This is a genomic window from Paenibacillus sp. Mc5Re-14 (genome assembly GCF_001049835.1).
Lineage (GTDB): Bacteria > Bacillota > Bacilli > Paenibacillales > Paenibacillaceae > Paenibacillus > Paenibacillus polymyxa_C.
In genome coordinates this window covers 2,097,501-2,113,489 of sequence record NZ_CVPD01000001.1, presented here as the reverse complement: position 1 = coordinate 2,113,489, position 15,989 = coordinate 2,097,501, and the positions used below count along the sequence as shown (strand labels likewise).

Below are 15,989 nucleotides of genomic sequence, written 5' to 3'. Positions count from 1 at the left end.
AATCAATCGAAGGGGAATGGGAGAATGCAAGATTTAATGATATAATCTGCATTGGAATTGTTGAGGTTACACAATCACGTAAATTGCTTAAGGTGAAGGAGTCGATTATGTTGGCAAAAACATTGATTTTCGGGCATAAAAATCCGGATACGGATACCATTTGCTCAGCTATTGCTTATGCAGACTTGAAAACCAAACTGGGCGCGGACGTAGAGCCGGTTCGTCTGGGAGAGGTTAACGGGGAAACGCAGTATGCGCTGGATTATTTCAAAGTGAGCGCGCCGCGTCTGGTTGAGCAGGTTGCTACTGAAACAGACAGCGTCATTCTGGTCGATCATAATGAACGCCAGCAAAGCGCAACGGACATTGACAAGGTGCGCGTAACTGAAGTCATCGATCACCACCGGATCGCTAACTTTGAAACAAGCCAGCCGCTGTACTTCCGCGCTGAGCCAGTAGGTTGCACAGCCACCATTTTGAACAAGCTCTACAAGGAAAACGGTGTAGCCATTCCCAAAGAAATCGCAGGTCTGATGTTGTCCGCGATTATTTCCGATTCCCTGTTGTTCAAATCCCCGACCTGCACAGATCAGGACGTAGCCGCTGCCCGCGAACTGGCCGAAATTGCTGGTGTAGATGCAGATCGTTACGGTTTTGACTTGCTTAAAGCGGGTGCTGATTTGAGTGGTCACACGATTGAGCAGTTAGTAAGCTTGGACGCAAAAGAATTCCAGATGAATGGACGCAAAGTGGAAATTGCACAAGTGAACGCAGTAGACGTAAACGATGTGCTGTCCCGTCAAGCTGATTTGGAAGCTGCATTGGCCCAAACCATTGCAGCTAAAAATCTTGATCTGTTCTTGTTCGTCGTAACAGACATTGTGAACAGTGATTCCATTGGTATTGCGCTGGGAAGCCAAGCCCAAGCAGTTGAAAAAGCCTACAATGTACAGTTGGATGACAACAAAGCTGTTCTGAAAGGTGTCGTATCGCGCAAATCGCAAATTGTGCCTGTATTGACAGAAGCTTTTAACAGTTTGTAATGATATAAAATAAGCCTCCTGAACCCGACTGCATGAAGGCAGTGGTAGCAGGAGGCTTATTTTTATTTCCTCAGATCTTCCAGAACGTCCTCGATACGAAATTCAAATGCCAATTTCAACTGGTCGCTCATCAGGTGCCAGGCACTTTCAGCTACAGCGAGATCCCCGCTATGAGTAAAAGCATGTGCGGCACCCATGTATTTCTTATACATTACGGGTACATCCGCTTCAATCAGCCGCTTGGCATACAACTCAGCTTCATCAGCCAAGGAGTCCAGCTCGGCCGTTATGATCAGCGCAGGAGGGAGATCATGTAGCGATTCTGCATAAATAGGAGAAGCCAACGGATTTTGCGCCTCATCTGGCGAGCGCAAATAGCTTTCATTGAAGATTTTTGCCACGCGAGGCGGAATCGCCTTCTCAAATTGAGGCTTCAGCTTGGGATCTGTAGCGATATCCAGTGAAGGGTAATCCAGCACCTGATACACAATCGGGAATTCCTTGCGATCTCGGGCCATAAGACACAGTGCTGCTGCAAGATTACCTCCTGCGCTATGTCCGCCGACCGCAATGCGTTGGGGATCGATGTTCAGCACGTTAGGATGCTTGTACACCCATTGGGTCACATCATAGCTTTCCTGTAGCGGAATAGGGAATTTGTGCTCCGGGGCTAAGCGATAATCGACATTAACGACGACGCAATTCGCACGTTCGGCAATGACCGGGCACCAGGGGTCATCCATTTCAGCGCTGCCCATAATGAATCCGCTACCATGAAAATTGACGAATACTGGGAGTGGATCAGCAGACCTGAGGGAAGGCTCATATACAATCACCCTGGAATCACCTACAGAGGTGGGAATCATCCTCTCTGTCCGATGTACTTTGGGAGAATGCGAAGGTTTAAAATCGGATGCTGTTATCATCCGGCCAGCCGATCTGCGGGCAAGTTTGACGAACAGATTTTGTCTCAGTCTTCGCACTATTGGTCTTTCTCCTCTCTGAGGGCACTGGGGGTGGTTAGACGCGAACCTTTAACATCTTCAAAAGCATCTCGTACGCGTGACAAATAGGTCTGAAACTGGCAGAGTTCCGCTTCAGTAAAGTCTGACATCAGACGTGAAGCCAGCCCTATAAAAAAAGGGTCCATCTGCTGAATTTTACTTCTTCCTTTATCATTCAGGGAAACAAACACTCCCCGCTTGTCATTGGGATCGTCGTATTTATTAATGAATCCTTCTTGTTCAAGAGAAATGACCATAGAACTGATTGCTGCTCGGCTGACACCCATCTTTTCAGCTAAAGCAGAAGGAGAGGACATTTCATCTCTTTGCGCAGAAAGTACACAAAGTGCAATATATTGCCCGTAGGAGAGACCAAATTCACGCGAACGTTTTTCCATATTTTTTCTTATTTCGTACGTTATAGAAAATAAATCTACCAAAACACCAATCGGCTTATTGCCACCTGGAAATAGATTATAGGCCAGTTGACGAATTTCGGAGTCCAAAAAAAAGAACATGCGATCCACCTCGATGTAGTTAATTAGTTAACTGTAATTTAATTAACCACTGGTTGCAATGATTTATACAAACTTTGTTCTGCATTTTTTGAAAAAGTATCGGTAAAACGTCACTTCCAAGGTCCGATGCACTGTTCAATACCTTGATCCACAAGAGCTTGGATGGAGGGCTGCCGCAAGGTACGTCCTTCTTGCCAGCGCCACTCACTATATTGAATCTTGGCGGTAAACATGGGCTTTACCCAAAATGCGTCTTGATGCCGATCCGGTTTATTAATAAAAGGTCGCTCCGATATGGTATGTGGCAAGAGGCGCTCAGTTAGCTGACGCCAATCTCCACGAGTCAGCTTACCTGTACCCACGTGCCCGATATAGCGCAGCATTCCTTGTCTATCATACTGGCCCAGCAATACAGCGTTGATAACGCCTCCGTTTAGGGTATAGCCACCGATAACGGCAATGATATCACCATAATTTTTGACCTTGACCCATCGTCTGTCCTGTCCGCCCAATGTGTATGGACTATCCAGTTTTTTGCACACAATACCTTCCATTCCTTGGCTGCACATAACCTGAAATAGAGCTTGTCCATCAGGATGAGCGGGAGCCAGTTGGATCCGTTCATTCGGTATGATGATCTGATGCAGCAGTTCAAGCCTTTCCTGTAACGGTTTGCGATGAACCCATTCCCCATTTAGATAAACAATATCGAACAACATGTAAGTAGCGGGTACGGCTGTATAGGCTGCCTGAATTCGATCCGTCCGGCGAATCAGATCCCGGCGCATAATTTCATGGAACGACGGTTTACCGTCGGCACCAAGTGCGATCATCTCCCCGTCCAGTATGACTGAATCTGCCCTGCAGTAGGAGGAGAAGTGAGCAAGCTCCGGATACAATAGCGTTCGTTCATGCTGCTTGCGATTGAACAGACGCGTGCTGCCCTGATCGTGATACGTTAAAATTCTTGTACCGTCCCATTTTATTTCGTAACGCCAAAGGCCTGCATCTACAGGGACTTTTTCGCTCAGTTCCGGTTCAAACGGGATGACAGGCTTCATTTCCGTGCCCAACACAGCACCTCCCTTTACCTTAATTGGAATAAATATAGTGTCGACGATAGTTCCTTTTTTATGTATGTGATGTTTCGCTGTCCCCTAAATAGGGGAATGATAAGGATATCTAGCGTGGGCATCAAGTGATTGCAGTACTCGTTCGCATGGAGTTGTACCGGCATTTTCTTCAGTCAGAAAGGGGATTGGTCTCATGAGACAAATTCGCGAGGAAGACCATGCAGTAGTCATGGTGGATGATGGACAGGTAGTTGCAGAAGTAGGTTATAAATCCGTAGATGACCACTCTTTGGTCATTGACCATACATTTGTATCCGAGCAGTTACGGGGTCAAAAAATTGGCAAGGAGCTTATCGACAAAGTTGTTGCTATGGCAAGGGAACAGCACAAAAAGGTGATCCCTGCTTGCTCGTACGCGCTGGCTCTGTTCAAGCGTCATCAGGAATACAGTGACGTCTGGCAGCAATAAATATGATATCATGGCAGCGTATTGCATAGCCGACACAACACCGGAGTGGGGAACGATCCCTTTTCGGTGTTTTTTGTGTGCATAAAGCTTGTAAAATGAATGCATTCTACCGTTGATATGGGGAAATGAGAGCGATTCCCAAATCGATGAAGCATATTTTCTGGAGAATGGCTATGAAATTGTTCATACTGTTGTCACTTCACAGGCTATCTATGAGTTCTATATAATATATTATGGTTATGACCGCAAAAATAACGAAAACCTGAATTTAAACGAAGGAGACGCTCATGATGAATAAAGCGAGTGAGGACAAGCAGTACGTTCCAACGAGCAATCGTAATTTTACAGCCTTGATTATCACCGTTTCCATTATAGCCAATGTGATTATTTTGCTGCTGTTCTTTTCGCCGATCGGATACCAGGGGAGTGTTAGTTTTGATCTCACTATTTTCCCAAGGTTGAATGCGATTTTTAACAGCTTCACATTTATTTTCTTGGTGGCTGCATTGGTTGCGATTTTCAAGAAAAACATTAAGGTGCATAAAACCTTTATTCTGCTGGCCTTTGCCAGTACCGTTTTGTTTTTATTTTCCTACCTAACCTTCCATTACATTTCGCCGGAAACTGCAAAATATGGTGGTGTGGGTATCCTGCGGCCGATTTACTTTACGCTGTTGATTTCGCACAGTATACTGGCTGCGATTATCGTACCGCTGGCACTATTCACAGTTGTATGGGGATGGACGATGCAGGTAGCGAAACATCGTAAAATTGCCCGTTGGACGATGCCTATTTGGCTATATGTGAGCTTGACTGGGGTTTTGGTGTACGTTTTCATGGCTCCATATTATTAATAGATGTGAATCCTTTGTAGGTTGATTTGGAAAACATGGCGTCTCTATTGAAGAGGCGTCTTTTTTGTATCCAATAAAAGAAAAATTATTCCTTCTAAATTTATTTTATTGAAAAAATGTTCCTTCTATAACGGTATTTCTGTTATAATTTACCTTAATCAACTAAGAACAAGGGGGTCACCATGTGACAAAGAAAGCGAAAGGCAGGTTACGGTTGCTTGTATCTATGCTGGCACTGGTTGTACTGCTGAGCGGCTGCGGTGGCGGAGGCTCAAAGCCGGAAAAGGTAGACGGAGGGAAAGTGACACTGCAATTTTGGACCATTGCGCTACAACCTACATTTACCCCGTATTTTAATCGGGTCATTGCCGATTATGAGCAGAAGAACCCTAATGTCAAAATTGATTGGAAGGATTACCCGTATGATGCAGTGACCAATAAGTTATTGACGAGTATTGCTAGCAACAGCAGCCCGGATGTAGTGAATCTCAATACGGAATTTGCTAGCCAAATGGGCTCTAAGGGTGCTGTTGTTGATATGAATGAACACTTGTCGCCCGAGGAAAAGGCTGCTTATTTCGAGGGTATTTATAATTCTACGGTTATTAACGGTAAAGCTTATGCACTACCCTGGTATACCGGCACGGAAGTACTTTACATGAATACAAAGCTGGTTAAAGCTGCTGGATTGGACCCTGCTCATCCGCCCAAAACGCGGGAAGAATTGTCAGAATGGGGCCGCCAAATCAATAGAAAAATCGGTAAGGCCGGCTATGCTCAGCAGCTCGTATCCAAGCTTTTTGCGGTTGACGGTATTCCCATTCTAAATAAAGAGAAGACAGCAGCTGCATTCAACACTCCAGACGCAGTCACCATGGTTGATAATCTAAAAAAACAGATGGAAGATGGTGTCGTGCTCAAGGAAGATGCTGATTTTTCACAGCAAGTGAAATATTATGCCGGCGAGCAGGTTGCCTTTGAGCTGGCAGGTCCGACGTTCATCAATTTTATCAAAACGGCGGCGCCGGACGTATATAAGAATACGATTGCTGTTCCCGTCCCAACTGGCAAAGCTGATGTGCGGCTCTCCAACTCTATGGACCTGGTCGTACCTACTAAGTCTGCACATATAGACGAGGCGGTGAAATTTGCTGTTTTCTTAACAAATGCTGAGAGTCAAACGGCTTTTTCTAAAGAGGCCAATACCCTACCTTCCACGAAAGAATCCATTAAAGACCCGTATTTTACTCAGTCTGACCAATCATTAGAAGCACAAGCCAAGGTAGTATCTGCACAAAGCTTGGATAAGGCGACAGATTATATGGTCGGTGTGCCTAATGCCAAGGATGTGAACAGTGCAATCGCGCGAGCCTTGCAAAATATTTTATTGAACGGAAGAGATGCGAAGGAGACGCTTACTGCCCTGGAGCAGGAAGTAAACGATATTTTAAAGCAATAGGTATGACAGGGGAGTAATGCGAATACTCCCCTGTTCATTTATCAAAATCAGGTGGTGATGCAGCATGATCAAATGGTTGAGGTCGGAGTCCTTTACGGCCTGGGCCTTTATGACGCCGGGACTGTTATTGCTTGCCGTCTTTGTATTTTGGCCTATTATTTACAGCATTCCGCTGGCATTGACGGACTACTCTGTCATATCAGATACCCATTTTGTCGGCTTGGATAATTTTGAAGCAGCGTTTAAGGACCGTAACTTTCTTATTTCGATTTGGAATTCATTGTTATACGTGCTCATTGTCCCCTTTCTTCAACTTTTCTCTATCCTGATGGCTGTGCTGGTGAACAGCCGTATCCCTGGAATTAAAATATTTCGTACGACCTACTACATCCCTGTTGTGACTTCGATGGTAGCTGTGGCCTTAATTTGGAGTTGGCTGTTGGGCAATAACAGCGTAGTGAACTATTTGCTTATACAGGCAGGTTTGATTAGCAAAGACATACACTGGCTATCGGACAGTAATTTAGCCTTGTATGTACTGATGTTCATCACGATGTGGAAGGGACTCGGGTATTATATGATGCTCTATCTGGCAGGATTACAAAACATTCCTCATGATCTGTACGAAGCCGCTAGGGTGGACGGAGCAAGTCGATGGCGTTTGATTATTCATATTACGCTTCCGCTGCTAAAACCTTACGTTTTATTCTGTACCCTCATATCGCTTATGGCAGCTATTCGTGTTTTTGATGAGGTATATGTGTTAACCAAGGGTGGACCGGGAACGGCCACGTTGACATCCAGCTTGTATATTTTTCAAAAGGGGATGGAGCAGTTTAATTTTGGGTACGCTTCGGCACTTGGCTTAATTGTCGGTGCAATGATTGCAGTACTTAGTATTATCGTATTCCGATTCAATAGGAAAGGCGGTGTCAATCCCTATTGATGAATCTACAGAATGATAAAATGCTACACTCGTCTCTTCCTAAAAAGGAGAGCAGTCGCATCATGCGTAGTCTTGGTCGAGTGCTCAGAATGACGATAATGTATTTGCTTTTAGTGCTGCTAGCCCTCTTTTTAATGGGACCGTTTCTATGGCTGCTTAGTGTATCCCTCATGCCAGGCCGTAATATTTTTTCAACGCCGCCTGCGATCTTCCCGACCTTTATTAATTTCGACAACTATGTTCAGGTGTGGCAGTTCATGGATTTTCCTAAATATATGCTGAATACAGTCATCATTACGGTGTTGGGCGTTGTGCTCAATGTGATACTGGCCAGTTTGACGGGATATCCCCTGGCTGTATTTCGTTTTAAAGGTAAAAATGTGGTGTTTACGTTGCTGATTGCTACAATGATTATTCCTTCTTATACGGCATTTATTGTGCATTATCTGACCATTCAAGGACTTCATCTGGGCAATACATATATGGGTGTAGTGTTGCCTGGGGCAGTCTCTGTGTTCAACATTTTTCTAATGCGGCAGACGTTTATTCATATCCCCGCCGACGTGCGTGATTCGGGTAAAATGGACGGTGCTTCGGAGTTTCGAATCTGGTGGCAGTTGGTGCTTCCGCTGGTCAAACCGGCGCTTGCTGTGATTTCTCTGTTGGAGGCCATGTCGTTCTGGAACAGCTTCCTGTGGCCTATCGTTATTCTGAACGATACGGAGCTATACCCGCTGGCAGCTGCACTTACGTATCTCAATGGTCAGTTTGCTTATAATTTTGGCTGGATTGCTGCAGGCACAATGATTTCGGTATTGCCGATCATTATATTGTTCCTGTTCACACAGCGCTATTATATGGAAGGCTTGGCGGGAGCGGTAAAGGGATAATTCAAGTCTCGGCTACGGAGAGTCCGTAAATGGAAGGAGACGATTGCGATGGAACTGTCCAAAGGAATGAGGCCTAATTCGGGTGTAGGGCTAACACCGCAGGAGATTCAATATTATTTTCGTGATGTGTATGACAGTGGGGACAAACTGGTTATCTCTGAACCGAACCTGATCTGTGAACTGTCCTCGCGCTTCGCAATGAACCAGGAATATGAAGGTGCACTGGACCCCGAGGGACCGATCAGGCTCATTGCACCTCCGGGACCCGGTGTTCCGACTGAAACAAGGGGAAGCGTGCAGTTGGTACTTGAGTATGACGGAACGCTTACTGCAGATGGATATCGTTTGGACATTCAGAAGGAAGGTAGAATTGAAATCCATGCGTCCAATAAAAGAGGGCTCAAGTACGGCATGGATGCCCTGCATCTCCTGCTTCAAGTAGAACAGGAACGATGTACGCTACCGGTGATGTCTATTCGAGATGAGCCTTCCTTTCCGGTCAGAGGAATCATTGAAGGCTTCTATGGGAAACCGTGGAGTTTTGCGAATCGGTTGGATGCCGTCCATTTTATGGCTGCGCATCGGATGAACACGTTCATGTACGCTCCCAAGGACGATCCATATCATCGTGAGCTATGGAGGGAACCGTACCCTGAGGAGACGTTTGCCCAAATCCGCGAATTAAAGGAAGCCTGTGAACGGCACGAGGTTGATTTTCATTATTGTATCAGTCCAGGGAATGACCTGAGTTTTGGCAGCGATGAAGATTTCCTCAAATTAACGGAAAAGCTGGCGGCCATGATGGCGATTGGCGTGCGCCATTTTTCTATATTAATGGATGACATTGATTATGTCCTTAAAGGAGAAAATCGACATTTGCTGGGCCGCTCGGGCCACGCCCATGTCTTTTTAACGAATAAGGTTCATACATGGTTGGCTGAACGGCTGCCTGAATTTACGCTGACAGTCTGTCCTTCGGAATATTGGTCCTATTGGGATACCGAATACAAAAAGGATTTCCGGGAGCGATTGCATCCGGAGATTAAGGTGTTCTGGACGGGATACTTTGTTTTTGCTCCACAGATTAGTCGCCAGCATGCTGCCGATAATCATGCGTTCTATGGGCATGAGCTGTGGTTGTGGGATAACGTTCCGGTGAATGATTGTGACCATGATCGGTTATTCCTCGATCCACTGCGCGGACGGTATTCCGGTCTTCCAGATTGCGGACATACCGGCATGGTAGCCAACCCGATGAACCAGTGGGAGTGCTCCAAAGTGACGCTCATTACGATGTCCCACTATATGTGGAACAGTGAGCGGTATATGCCAGAGCTGTCCTGGGAATGGGCTGTGCGGGAGTTGGCGGGGGAGCATACAGATGAACTGATGTTTTTCTGTCGCCAAAACAAGAACAGCCGACTGGGCGGCAGCACGTATGAGGATGTGGACCTTGCCTTGCAAATGCGCGATATCCCTGCGCTGGATATATACTTCGAGCGGCTGCTTTACGTCGTGAGCGTCCTACAGAATATATCTGCCGATGATCCGGCGGCAGGCTTCGTGGCACAGGCTGCGCCTTGGCTGGAACGTGCCAAGTTGGACGTGAGCCTGTGGCAAGTGCTGCGCCAAGCTGCGCTCGGTAGCGAGCGCCAGAAGGATGTGCAGTCGCTAGGAAATCTCATGCAGAGCGAAGCAACTGACGGACAAGAGCCGCCGCCTCTGACGGACGAGGTCGTGGACGAACTACGACGCAGTATTACGGCTTGCCTGGAAGCGGAGGCTCGGCTGGGGAGCAATCCGGCGATCCGTGCCGCCGTGCAGTGGGGCTATGTCGATCAGGATGAACAAGGCAAACATCGACTGATCTTGTGAGAATTTGTGATGGTTAAGAGACAAGGCAGCATAGCTGCCTTGAAAATTACCATTTGCCGTTAGGATAACGGTGATTTTCAGGAGAGGTGGAACGTATGGTGAAGCCAAATACTCGATTACTTTTTGTGCCGCTGGATGAGCGGCCCTGTAATTATCAATTTCCGTACTTACTAGCACAGGGCACAGACCTTGAAATGGAGCGCCCTCCATTAGAATGGATGGGACAAAAGAAAACCCCTGGCGATACGACTAGACTATGGGCATGGCTCGAAGAACGTGCGGCGAGTGCTGATGGAGCTATTATTGCGATGGATACGCTGCTGTACGGGGGGATCGTACCCTCTCGGCTACACAGAATGTCGAGTGAGCAGGTCGGAGACAGAGCTAATCGTCTTCGCAGGTTAAAGCAGCTATACCCGCAACTGACTCTGTATGCATTTCAATTGATTATGCGTTGTCCGCAGTACTCTTTAGCTGATGAGGAACCAGACTACTATGCTGATTGGGGCCGTGAGATATTCAGAAAGGGCTTCATTGAGCATCGTCAGGAGCTAGCGATTGCTACCGCAGAAGAGTTGCTGGAATTAGCGGACATCGATGAGCGTTTGCCTATAGAGATTTTGGATGATTATCTAGGGCGTCGCCGTGTGAATTTGGAAGCCAATCAAGTAGCACTGGAACTGGTAGCAGAAGGCGTGATTGATTTTATGATCATCCCACAGGATGATTCGGCTCCCTACGGCTATACCGCCAAGGATCAACAGCGGCTAAGAAGTCGTATTTCCGAGCTTGGGTTAGATTTGAAAGTATATATGTACCCGGGGGCAGACGAAGTGGGTTGTACGTTGCTAGCTCGTTGGGTGAATCAGACGAATCATGTAGTTCCACTGGTGTATCCTCGATTGTCTGCTTTGCAGGGAGCATTTGTAGTCCCGCTTTTTGAGGATCGTTATTTTTACGAGACGTTAAAGTATCAGATTATAGCGGCAGGTGGGCTGATTGCTTCCTCAGCAGCGGAGGCTGATTTGATTTTGCTGGCGAACACGCCCGGCGACACGATGGCAGAAGCTTCATCCCAGCAGCATGCGATGGCCGGATATGATGTACATCGGAATCTGGTAGAGCTGGTTGAGTACGGTGCTCATATGCAGCATCATACCAATAAAAATATTGCAATTGCGGATGTAGCCTATGCCAACGGCGCCGATCTCAAGCTACTTAGACTATTGAGGCAAAAGGGATTGCTATTTAAGCTGGCAGGCTATGCAGGCTGGAATACTAGTTCTAACACGCTCGGTACTGTCATTGCTCAGTCTATGCTTTATGTCCGCTATGGTCCTACGGAGGAACACCTGGATTTTCTGGGGCTACGCTACGCTGAGGATGCCTGTTATTGCGCCGTGGTACGTACAGCTATGAATAATGGAATTGTGGAGCAGATGGGTTTTAACAAGTTTATGCTCGATGGCTCTAGAGGGTCGGTAGCTGCAGTCATTCGCGGACGGCTGGAGCAGGCACTCGATGAATATGTAAACGGGCCGGAAGGTCGCGTGGAAATTACAGATTGCTACATGCCGTGGAACCGTACCTTTGAAGTTGGATTGACTGTACGGCATTATGCCGAGGGGAGGGAGTGATTCCTATGGGAATGGAAGGTGTATTATCCAAGGTTCGGCATGGACTGATCGTTTCCTGTCAGGCGCTACCAGGCGAACCGTTGCATGGAGCAGATTCTATGGTCAAAATGGCGCGTGCTGCACAGGAGGGTGGAGCTGTAGCGATTCGTGCCAATGGTGCATCGGATGTACGTGCGATTAAACAGGCGATCCCTCTACCAGTCATTGGTTTGATTAAACGGGATTATAATGATTCTGATATTTACATTACGCCTACCCTCCGTGAAATGGAGGAACTGGTGGAGGCAGGTGCGGATATCATTGCGCTGGATGCCACATTGAGACCGCGCCCAGCGGGGTGTAAGTTGAAACACCTCATAGATTACGCCCATGAGCACGGAGTCGCTTCCATGGCGGATATATCGACACTAGAGGAAGCACTTCATGCGGCTTCCCTTGGTATAGGCTGCGTATCCACGACGTTATCCGGTTATACGCCATATTCTACTCAGATAGAGGGTCCGGATCTGGAATTGGTTCGGAGAGCATCAGAGCTGGTTCCTGTTCCTGTCATTGCAGAGGGCAGAATCCATGATCCGGCACAAGTAGAGGAAGCGTTTCGGCTGGGTGCACATGCAGTGGTTGTAGGCTCGGCGATTACTAGACCCCAATTGATTACGCAGCGGTTTGCCGATGCCGCAAGGAAGGCAGTGAAATGCATCTATGGAGATGAACGACCGAATTAACACGTATTATCCTTCATTAACGAAATCGGAGCAAAAGGTCGCTTTGTGCGTACTGGAGTGCCCCGCTGACATCATATATTTCTCCGTGACGGAGCTGGCTGACTTTGCAGGTACAGGCGAAACGACTGTTATGCGTTTTTGCCGGAAAATTGGTTTTAAAGGGTATCAGGATTTCCGACTGTCGTTGGCGCAAAACCAGACTTATCGCAAAACCGATATGAGCGAGGAGAACATCGACCCAGATAACGAACATGATATTACCCGCACGGTGTATCACAATATGCTCGATATATTGCATTCCAGTATGGGGCTCTTGGATCGTTCGGAGCTTAGTCGTGCGATAGCGTGTCTCGATCAAGCGGGTTATGTTCAATTTTTCGGGGTAGGTGCATCGGGCATTTCCGCGCAGGATGCTAAAAACCGCTTCTTGCGGATTGGGCGGCGCGCCGAGGCTGTGGCAGACGGACATATTCAGTCGATGATGGCGGTGTCCATGAGTCCTGGTGATGTCGCTATTGGTATCAGTGTATCAGGAAGTACGCTGGATACGAATGACATGCTGCACAAGGCCAAGCAGAACGGTGCAACAGTTATCGCAATTACGAATTATGCAAAATCACCTATTACCTCCATTGCAGATATTGTTTTACTGACCGCAGGGAAGGAAGCTCCGATAGAAGGCGGTTCAATCGGCGCCAAAATCTCACAGCTATTCGTGATTGACCTCATCTGTGAAGGACTTGCTCGCAAGCACACGAGTCACACCAAACAAATGAAGGAAAAAACAGCGAGAGCGGTGATTGAACGAAGTTATTGAAATTCTGCGATTGTGGATTGGAATACGGCACGCTCCGACAGTTCATCATGTTTTTCTATCTATAGAAGGTTTGTGCTAAGAGCTCGTAAGCTTTTATGTGGGGGAACAAGGAGGATATGGTGGTGGCAGTTGCATTGAACAAAGTCATTGGGATCGACATTGGGGGGACTTCTGTAAAGGCCGCCATAGTGGCACGGGATGGATCTGTACTTGATGAAATTCGAATGGATACAGATGCCTCCCGTGGGCGTGACTGGGTGTTGTCGCGTGTATCTGAGTCTGTATTCGGACTGATGCGTTCTTTTGGGGATACCAGTGTGAGTACCCCTGTAGGTATAGGCGCTTTAGGTATTGCTACTGCTGGCAGAGTGAATGTGGAGAGCGGTGAAGTTGTGTACGCTACAGATAACCTACCTGGCTGGCAGGGTACATCCTTGGTGAGGTGGGCTAGAGAAAAGCTTGCTTTACGTGCGGTTGCTGATAATGATGCGAACGCTGCGTTACTTGGAGAAGCTTGGCAGGGGGCCGGGAAGGGTAAGCAGCGCCTAGCCATGCTCACCTTGGGAACAGGGGTCGGAGGCGCGTATATGGAAAATGGCCTCTTGTGTAGAGGTGCTCATTGGAGCGGCGGCGATTGGGGGCACAGTATTTTGTTTCCTGGAGGTCACCCCTGCAATTGCGGGAAAAAGGGATGTGCTGAGCAATACGTATCAGGTAGCGCCCTGTTACGTCGAGGTAGTGAATGCACCGGAAAACTGTATTGTTCTGGGAACGAGATTGTGGAAGAGGCCGCTCACGGCAACCTGAAGACAATTCAGGCGCTAGATGACTACACAGCAGATTTAGCTGTTCTTCTGGCTAATATATCGGTGACTCTTGATCCTGAGTTGATCATTGTTGGGGGAGGAGTAGCGGACGCGGGAGATGTCTGGTGGCCCTTGCTGGAAAAGCATCTGGACCGACTGGGAGTTCAGACAGAAGTAAGTCGGGCAATGTTGGGAAACCGCGCTGGATTCATTGGCGCTGCCAGGCTTGCTTTTGAGATGACGGAATCTTAGTAAAAATGAAAGGGGAACGAACCATGACGCAAAAACGGCTTGATGCCGATATTGTTGTGATTGGCGGAGGTCTGGGTGGGACATCGGCAGCCCTTGCAGCGGCGAAAGCTGGTATGAGAGTCATCATGACAGAGGAGACGGACTGGCTGGGAGGGCAATTAACTTCACAGGCTGTTCCTCCGGATGAGCACCGCTGGATCGAACAGTTTGGTTGCACAGCAACGTATCGTGAGTTCCGCAATCGTGTACGCGACTACTACCGTCAGAACTATCCATTAACTGAAGAAGCCTACAATGATCCGATTCTTAATCCTGGGAACGGCTGGGTAAGTCGTCTGGCTCATGAACCACGGGTAGCTCTACAGGTGCTTGAGGATATGCTTGCTCCTTATTTAAATACGGGACGTGTTCGTGTATATTATCACACCGTGCCTATTGCTGTTCAGACAGATGGAGATACTATCACTTCTGTTACCGTCCGTACCTCGTATAATCCTGATCATAAGAGTGGCCTCAGAGTGCTGCATGGAACGTTTTATCTGGATGCCACAGAGTGTGGTGATCTCCTTCCCATGGCGGGTGTGGAGCATACGAGTGGAGCGGAGTCCCGAGCTGCAACGGGGGAGCCTCATGCACTGGAGTATGCTAATCCTCTTGATATGCAATCTATCACGCATGTGGCTGCTGTAGATTACATTCCTCAGGAAAGCTTCATTATAGAGCGACCGCAACAATACGATTTCTGGAGAAATTATATCCCGTCCTTTTCCCGTTTTCCGATTTTGAGCTGGTTTGCAACAGATGCAGATGATACCAGTAAGCTAAAACAGTTTACATTATTCCCTAACGATCAGGGTATTGTATCCTTATGGGATTATCGTCGTATCGTAGATCCTTCCATATGGAGCGAACCGCTAAACGATGGTGAGGTTACTCTTTTAAACTGGGCTCAAAATGATTATTACCTGGGACCATTGATCGGTGTCACCGCTCAGGAGCAGGCAAGGCATCGAGAAGGAGCGCGTGAGTTGACTCGTTCATTAATATATTGGCTTCAAACTGAGGCTCCCCGATTAGATGGAGGTTTCGGCTATCCAGGAATTCGACCACGGGGTGATTTTCTTGGCACTTCTGACGGTCTGGCTAAAACGGCTTATATTCGCGAGTCGCGCCGGATTAAGGCCAAGTATACGATTTCGGAGTTTGATGTAAGTCGTGAGCTTCGGGGGAAGGAGGGACCCAAACGGTATTCAGACAGTGTAGGTGTGGGCAGCTATCATTTAGATCTTCATCCGACTACGGTATCTCAGCGAACCTTTTACATCCCTAACTATCCTTATGAAATTCCATTGGGTTCACTGATTCCTGTCAGAGTTCGTAATTTGCTTCCTGCTTGCAAAAATATAGGGATGACTCAAATAGCCAATGGTTGCTATCGGCTACATCCTACAGAATGGAATATAGGAGAGTCATCGGGAAGCTTGGCGGCTTACTGTGTCTCCAACGGAGTATATCCTATTGAAGTGAGCCGGTCAGAAGAACATCTTGGACGTTTTCAAAATGTTCTCCTTCGTCAAGGTGTGGAGCTGCATTGGCCAGTAGAGGTGTTCGAACCAGAAGG

Annotated in this window: 15 protein-coding genes (1 of these 15 only partly in view); 12 read left to right on the top strand and 3 right to left on the bottom strand. The window is 47.4% G+C overall.

Annotation, left to right across the window (positions count from 1 at the left end; translation table 11 throughout):
• The first annotated feature begins 107 nt into the window (after window positions 1-107).
• Window positions 108-1,043: a manganese-dependent inorganic pyrophosphatase gene (locus tag BN1546_RS09690; RefSeq protein ID WP_013369007.1), complete on the top strand. Its 936-nt coding sequence runs from the start codon at window positions 108-110 to the stop codon at window positions 1,041-1,043.
• A gap of 62 nt (window positions 1,044-1,105) precedes the next feature.
• Here the strand turns inward: BN1546_RS09690 and BN1546_RS09685 are convergent, their stop codons facing one another.
• The 3 genes from BN1546_RS09685 to BN1546_RS09675 form a co-directional block, all read right to left on the bottom strand.
• Entirely contained in the window at window positions 1,106-2,029 is a 924-nt protein-coding gene (locus BN1546_RS09685; protein ID WP_090737285.1) for an alpha/beta hydrolase, read from the bottom strand.
• Window positions 2,026-2,565 (bottom strand): MarR family winged helix-turn-helix transcriptional regulator, encoded by a 540-nt coding sequence (locus tag BN1546_RS09680; protein WP_058831196.1) that lies wholly within the window; start codon window positions 2,563-2,565, stop codon window positions 2,026-2,028. Before BN1546_RS09680 ends, BN1546_RS09685 begins: the two co-directional genes overlap by 4 nt.
• Before the next feature lie 110 nt (window positions 2,566-2,675).
• The gene (locus BN1546_RS09675) at window positions 2,676-3,638 is read right to left on the bottom strand and encodes an ATP-dependent DNA ligase (protein ID WP_090737283.1); all 963 of its coding nucleotides are present in this window, start codon (window positions 3,636-3,638) and stop codon (window positions 2,676-2,678) included.
• 193 nt (window positions 3,639-3,831) lie between these two features.
• Between BN1546_RS09675 and BN1546_RS09670 the strand changes: the two genes are divergently transcribed.
• From BN1546_RS09670 to BN1546_RS09615, 11 genes are all read left to right on the top strand, one after another.
• Window positions 3,832-4,107, top strand: a complete 276-nt coding sequence (locus BN1546_RS09670) for a GNAT family N-acetyltransferase (RefSeq protein ID WP_013369011.1) — start codon at window positions 3,832-3,834, stop codon at window positions 4,105-4,107.
• A 290-nt stretch (window positions 4,108-4,397) separates the two neighbouring features.
• Entirely contained in the window at window positions 4,398-4,961 is a 564-nt protein-coding gene (locus BN1546_RS09660; protein WP_017425709.1) for a DUF420 domain-containing protein, read from the top strand.
• 184 nt (window positions 4,962-5,145) lie between these two features.
• Window positions 5,146-6,420, top strand: a complete 1,275-nt coding sequence (locus BN1546_RS09655; RefSeq protein WP_090737279.1) for an ABC transporter substrate-binding protein — start codon at window positions 5,146-5,148, stop codon at window positions 6,418-6,420.
• A gap of 64 nt (window positions 6,421-6,484) precedes the next feature.
• Window positions 6,485-7,366 (top strand): carbohydrate ABC transporter permease, encoded by an 882-nt coding sequence (locus BN1546_RS09650; RefSeq protein ID WP_013369014.1) that lies wholly within the window; start codon window positions 6,485-6,487, stop codon window positions 7,364-7,366.
• Window positions 7,366-8,256, top strand: a complete 891-nt coding sequence (locus BN1546_RS09645; protein ID WP_090737277.1) for a carbohydrate ABC transporter permease — start codon at window positions 7,366-7,368, stop codon at window positions 8,254-8,256. Before BN1546_RS09650 ends, BN1546_RS09645 begins: the two co-directional genes overlap by 1 nt.
• A 48-nt stretch (window positions 8,257-8,304) precedes the next feature.
• The gene (locus tag BN1546_RS09640; RefSeq protein WP_090737275.1) at window positions 8,305-10,131 is read left to right on the top strand and encodes a protein O-GlcNAcase; all 1,827 of its coding nucleotides are present in this window, start codon (window positions 8,305-8,307) and stop codon (window positions 10,129-10,131) included.
• Window positions 10,132-10,226: 95 nt separating this feature from the next.
• Entirely contained in the window at window positions 10,227-11,768 is a 1,542-nt protein-coding gene (locus tag BN1546_RS09635; protein WP_090737273.1) for a DUF4127 family protein, read from the top strand.
• A 5-nt stretch (window positions 11,769-11,773) separates the two neighbouring features.
• Window positions 11,774-12,493, top strand: coding sequence for an N-acetylmannosamine-6-phosphate 2-epimerase (locus tag BN1546_RS09630; protein ID WP_013369018.1), 720 nt, complete (start codon window positions 11,774-11,776; stop codon window positions 12,491-12,493).
• Window positions 12,471-13,310, top strand: coding sequence for a MurR/RpiR family transcriptional regulator (locus BN1546_RS09625; RefSeq protein WP_013369019.1), 840 nt, complete (start codon window positions 12,471-12,473; stop codon window positions 13,308-13,310). Before BN1546_RS09630 ends, BN1546_RS09625 begins: the two co-directional genes overlap by 23 nt.
• A gap of 116 nt (window positions 13,311-13,426) precedes the next feature.
• Window positions 13,427-14,368, top strand: a complete 942-nt coding sequence (locus BN1546_RS09620; protein ID WP_255305283.1) for an ROK family protein — start codon at window positions 13,427-13,429, stop codon at window positions 14,366-14,368.
• Window positions 14,369-14,391: 23 nt separating this feature from the next.
• Window positions 14,392-15,989, top strand: partial view of an FAD-dependent oxidoreductase gene (locus BN1546_RS09615; protein ID WP_090737269.1) — the 5' portion only. 13 nt of this gene lie beyond the right edge of the window; the window shows 1,598 of its 1,611 coding nt (coding positions 1-1,598); it begins with the start codon at window positions 14,392-14,394; its stop codon lies off the right edge, out of view.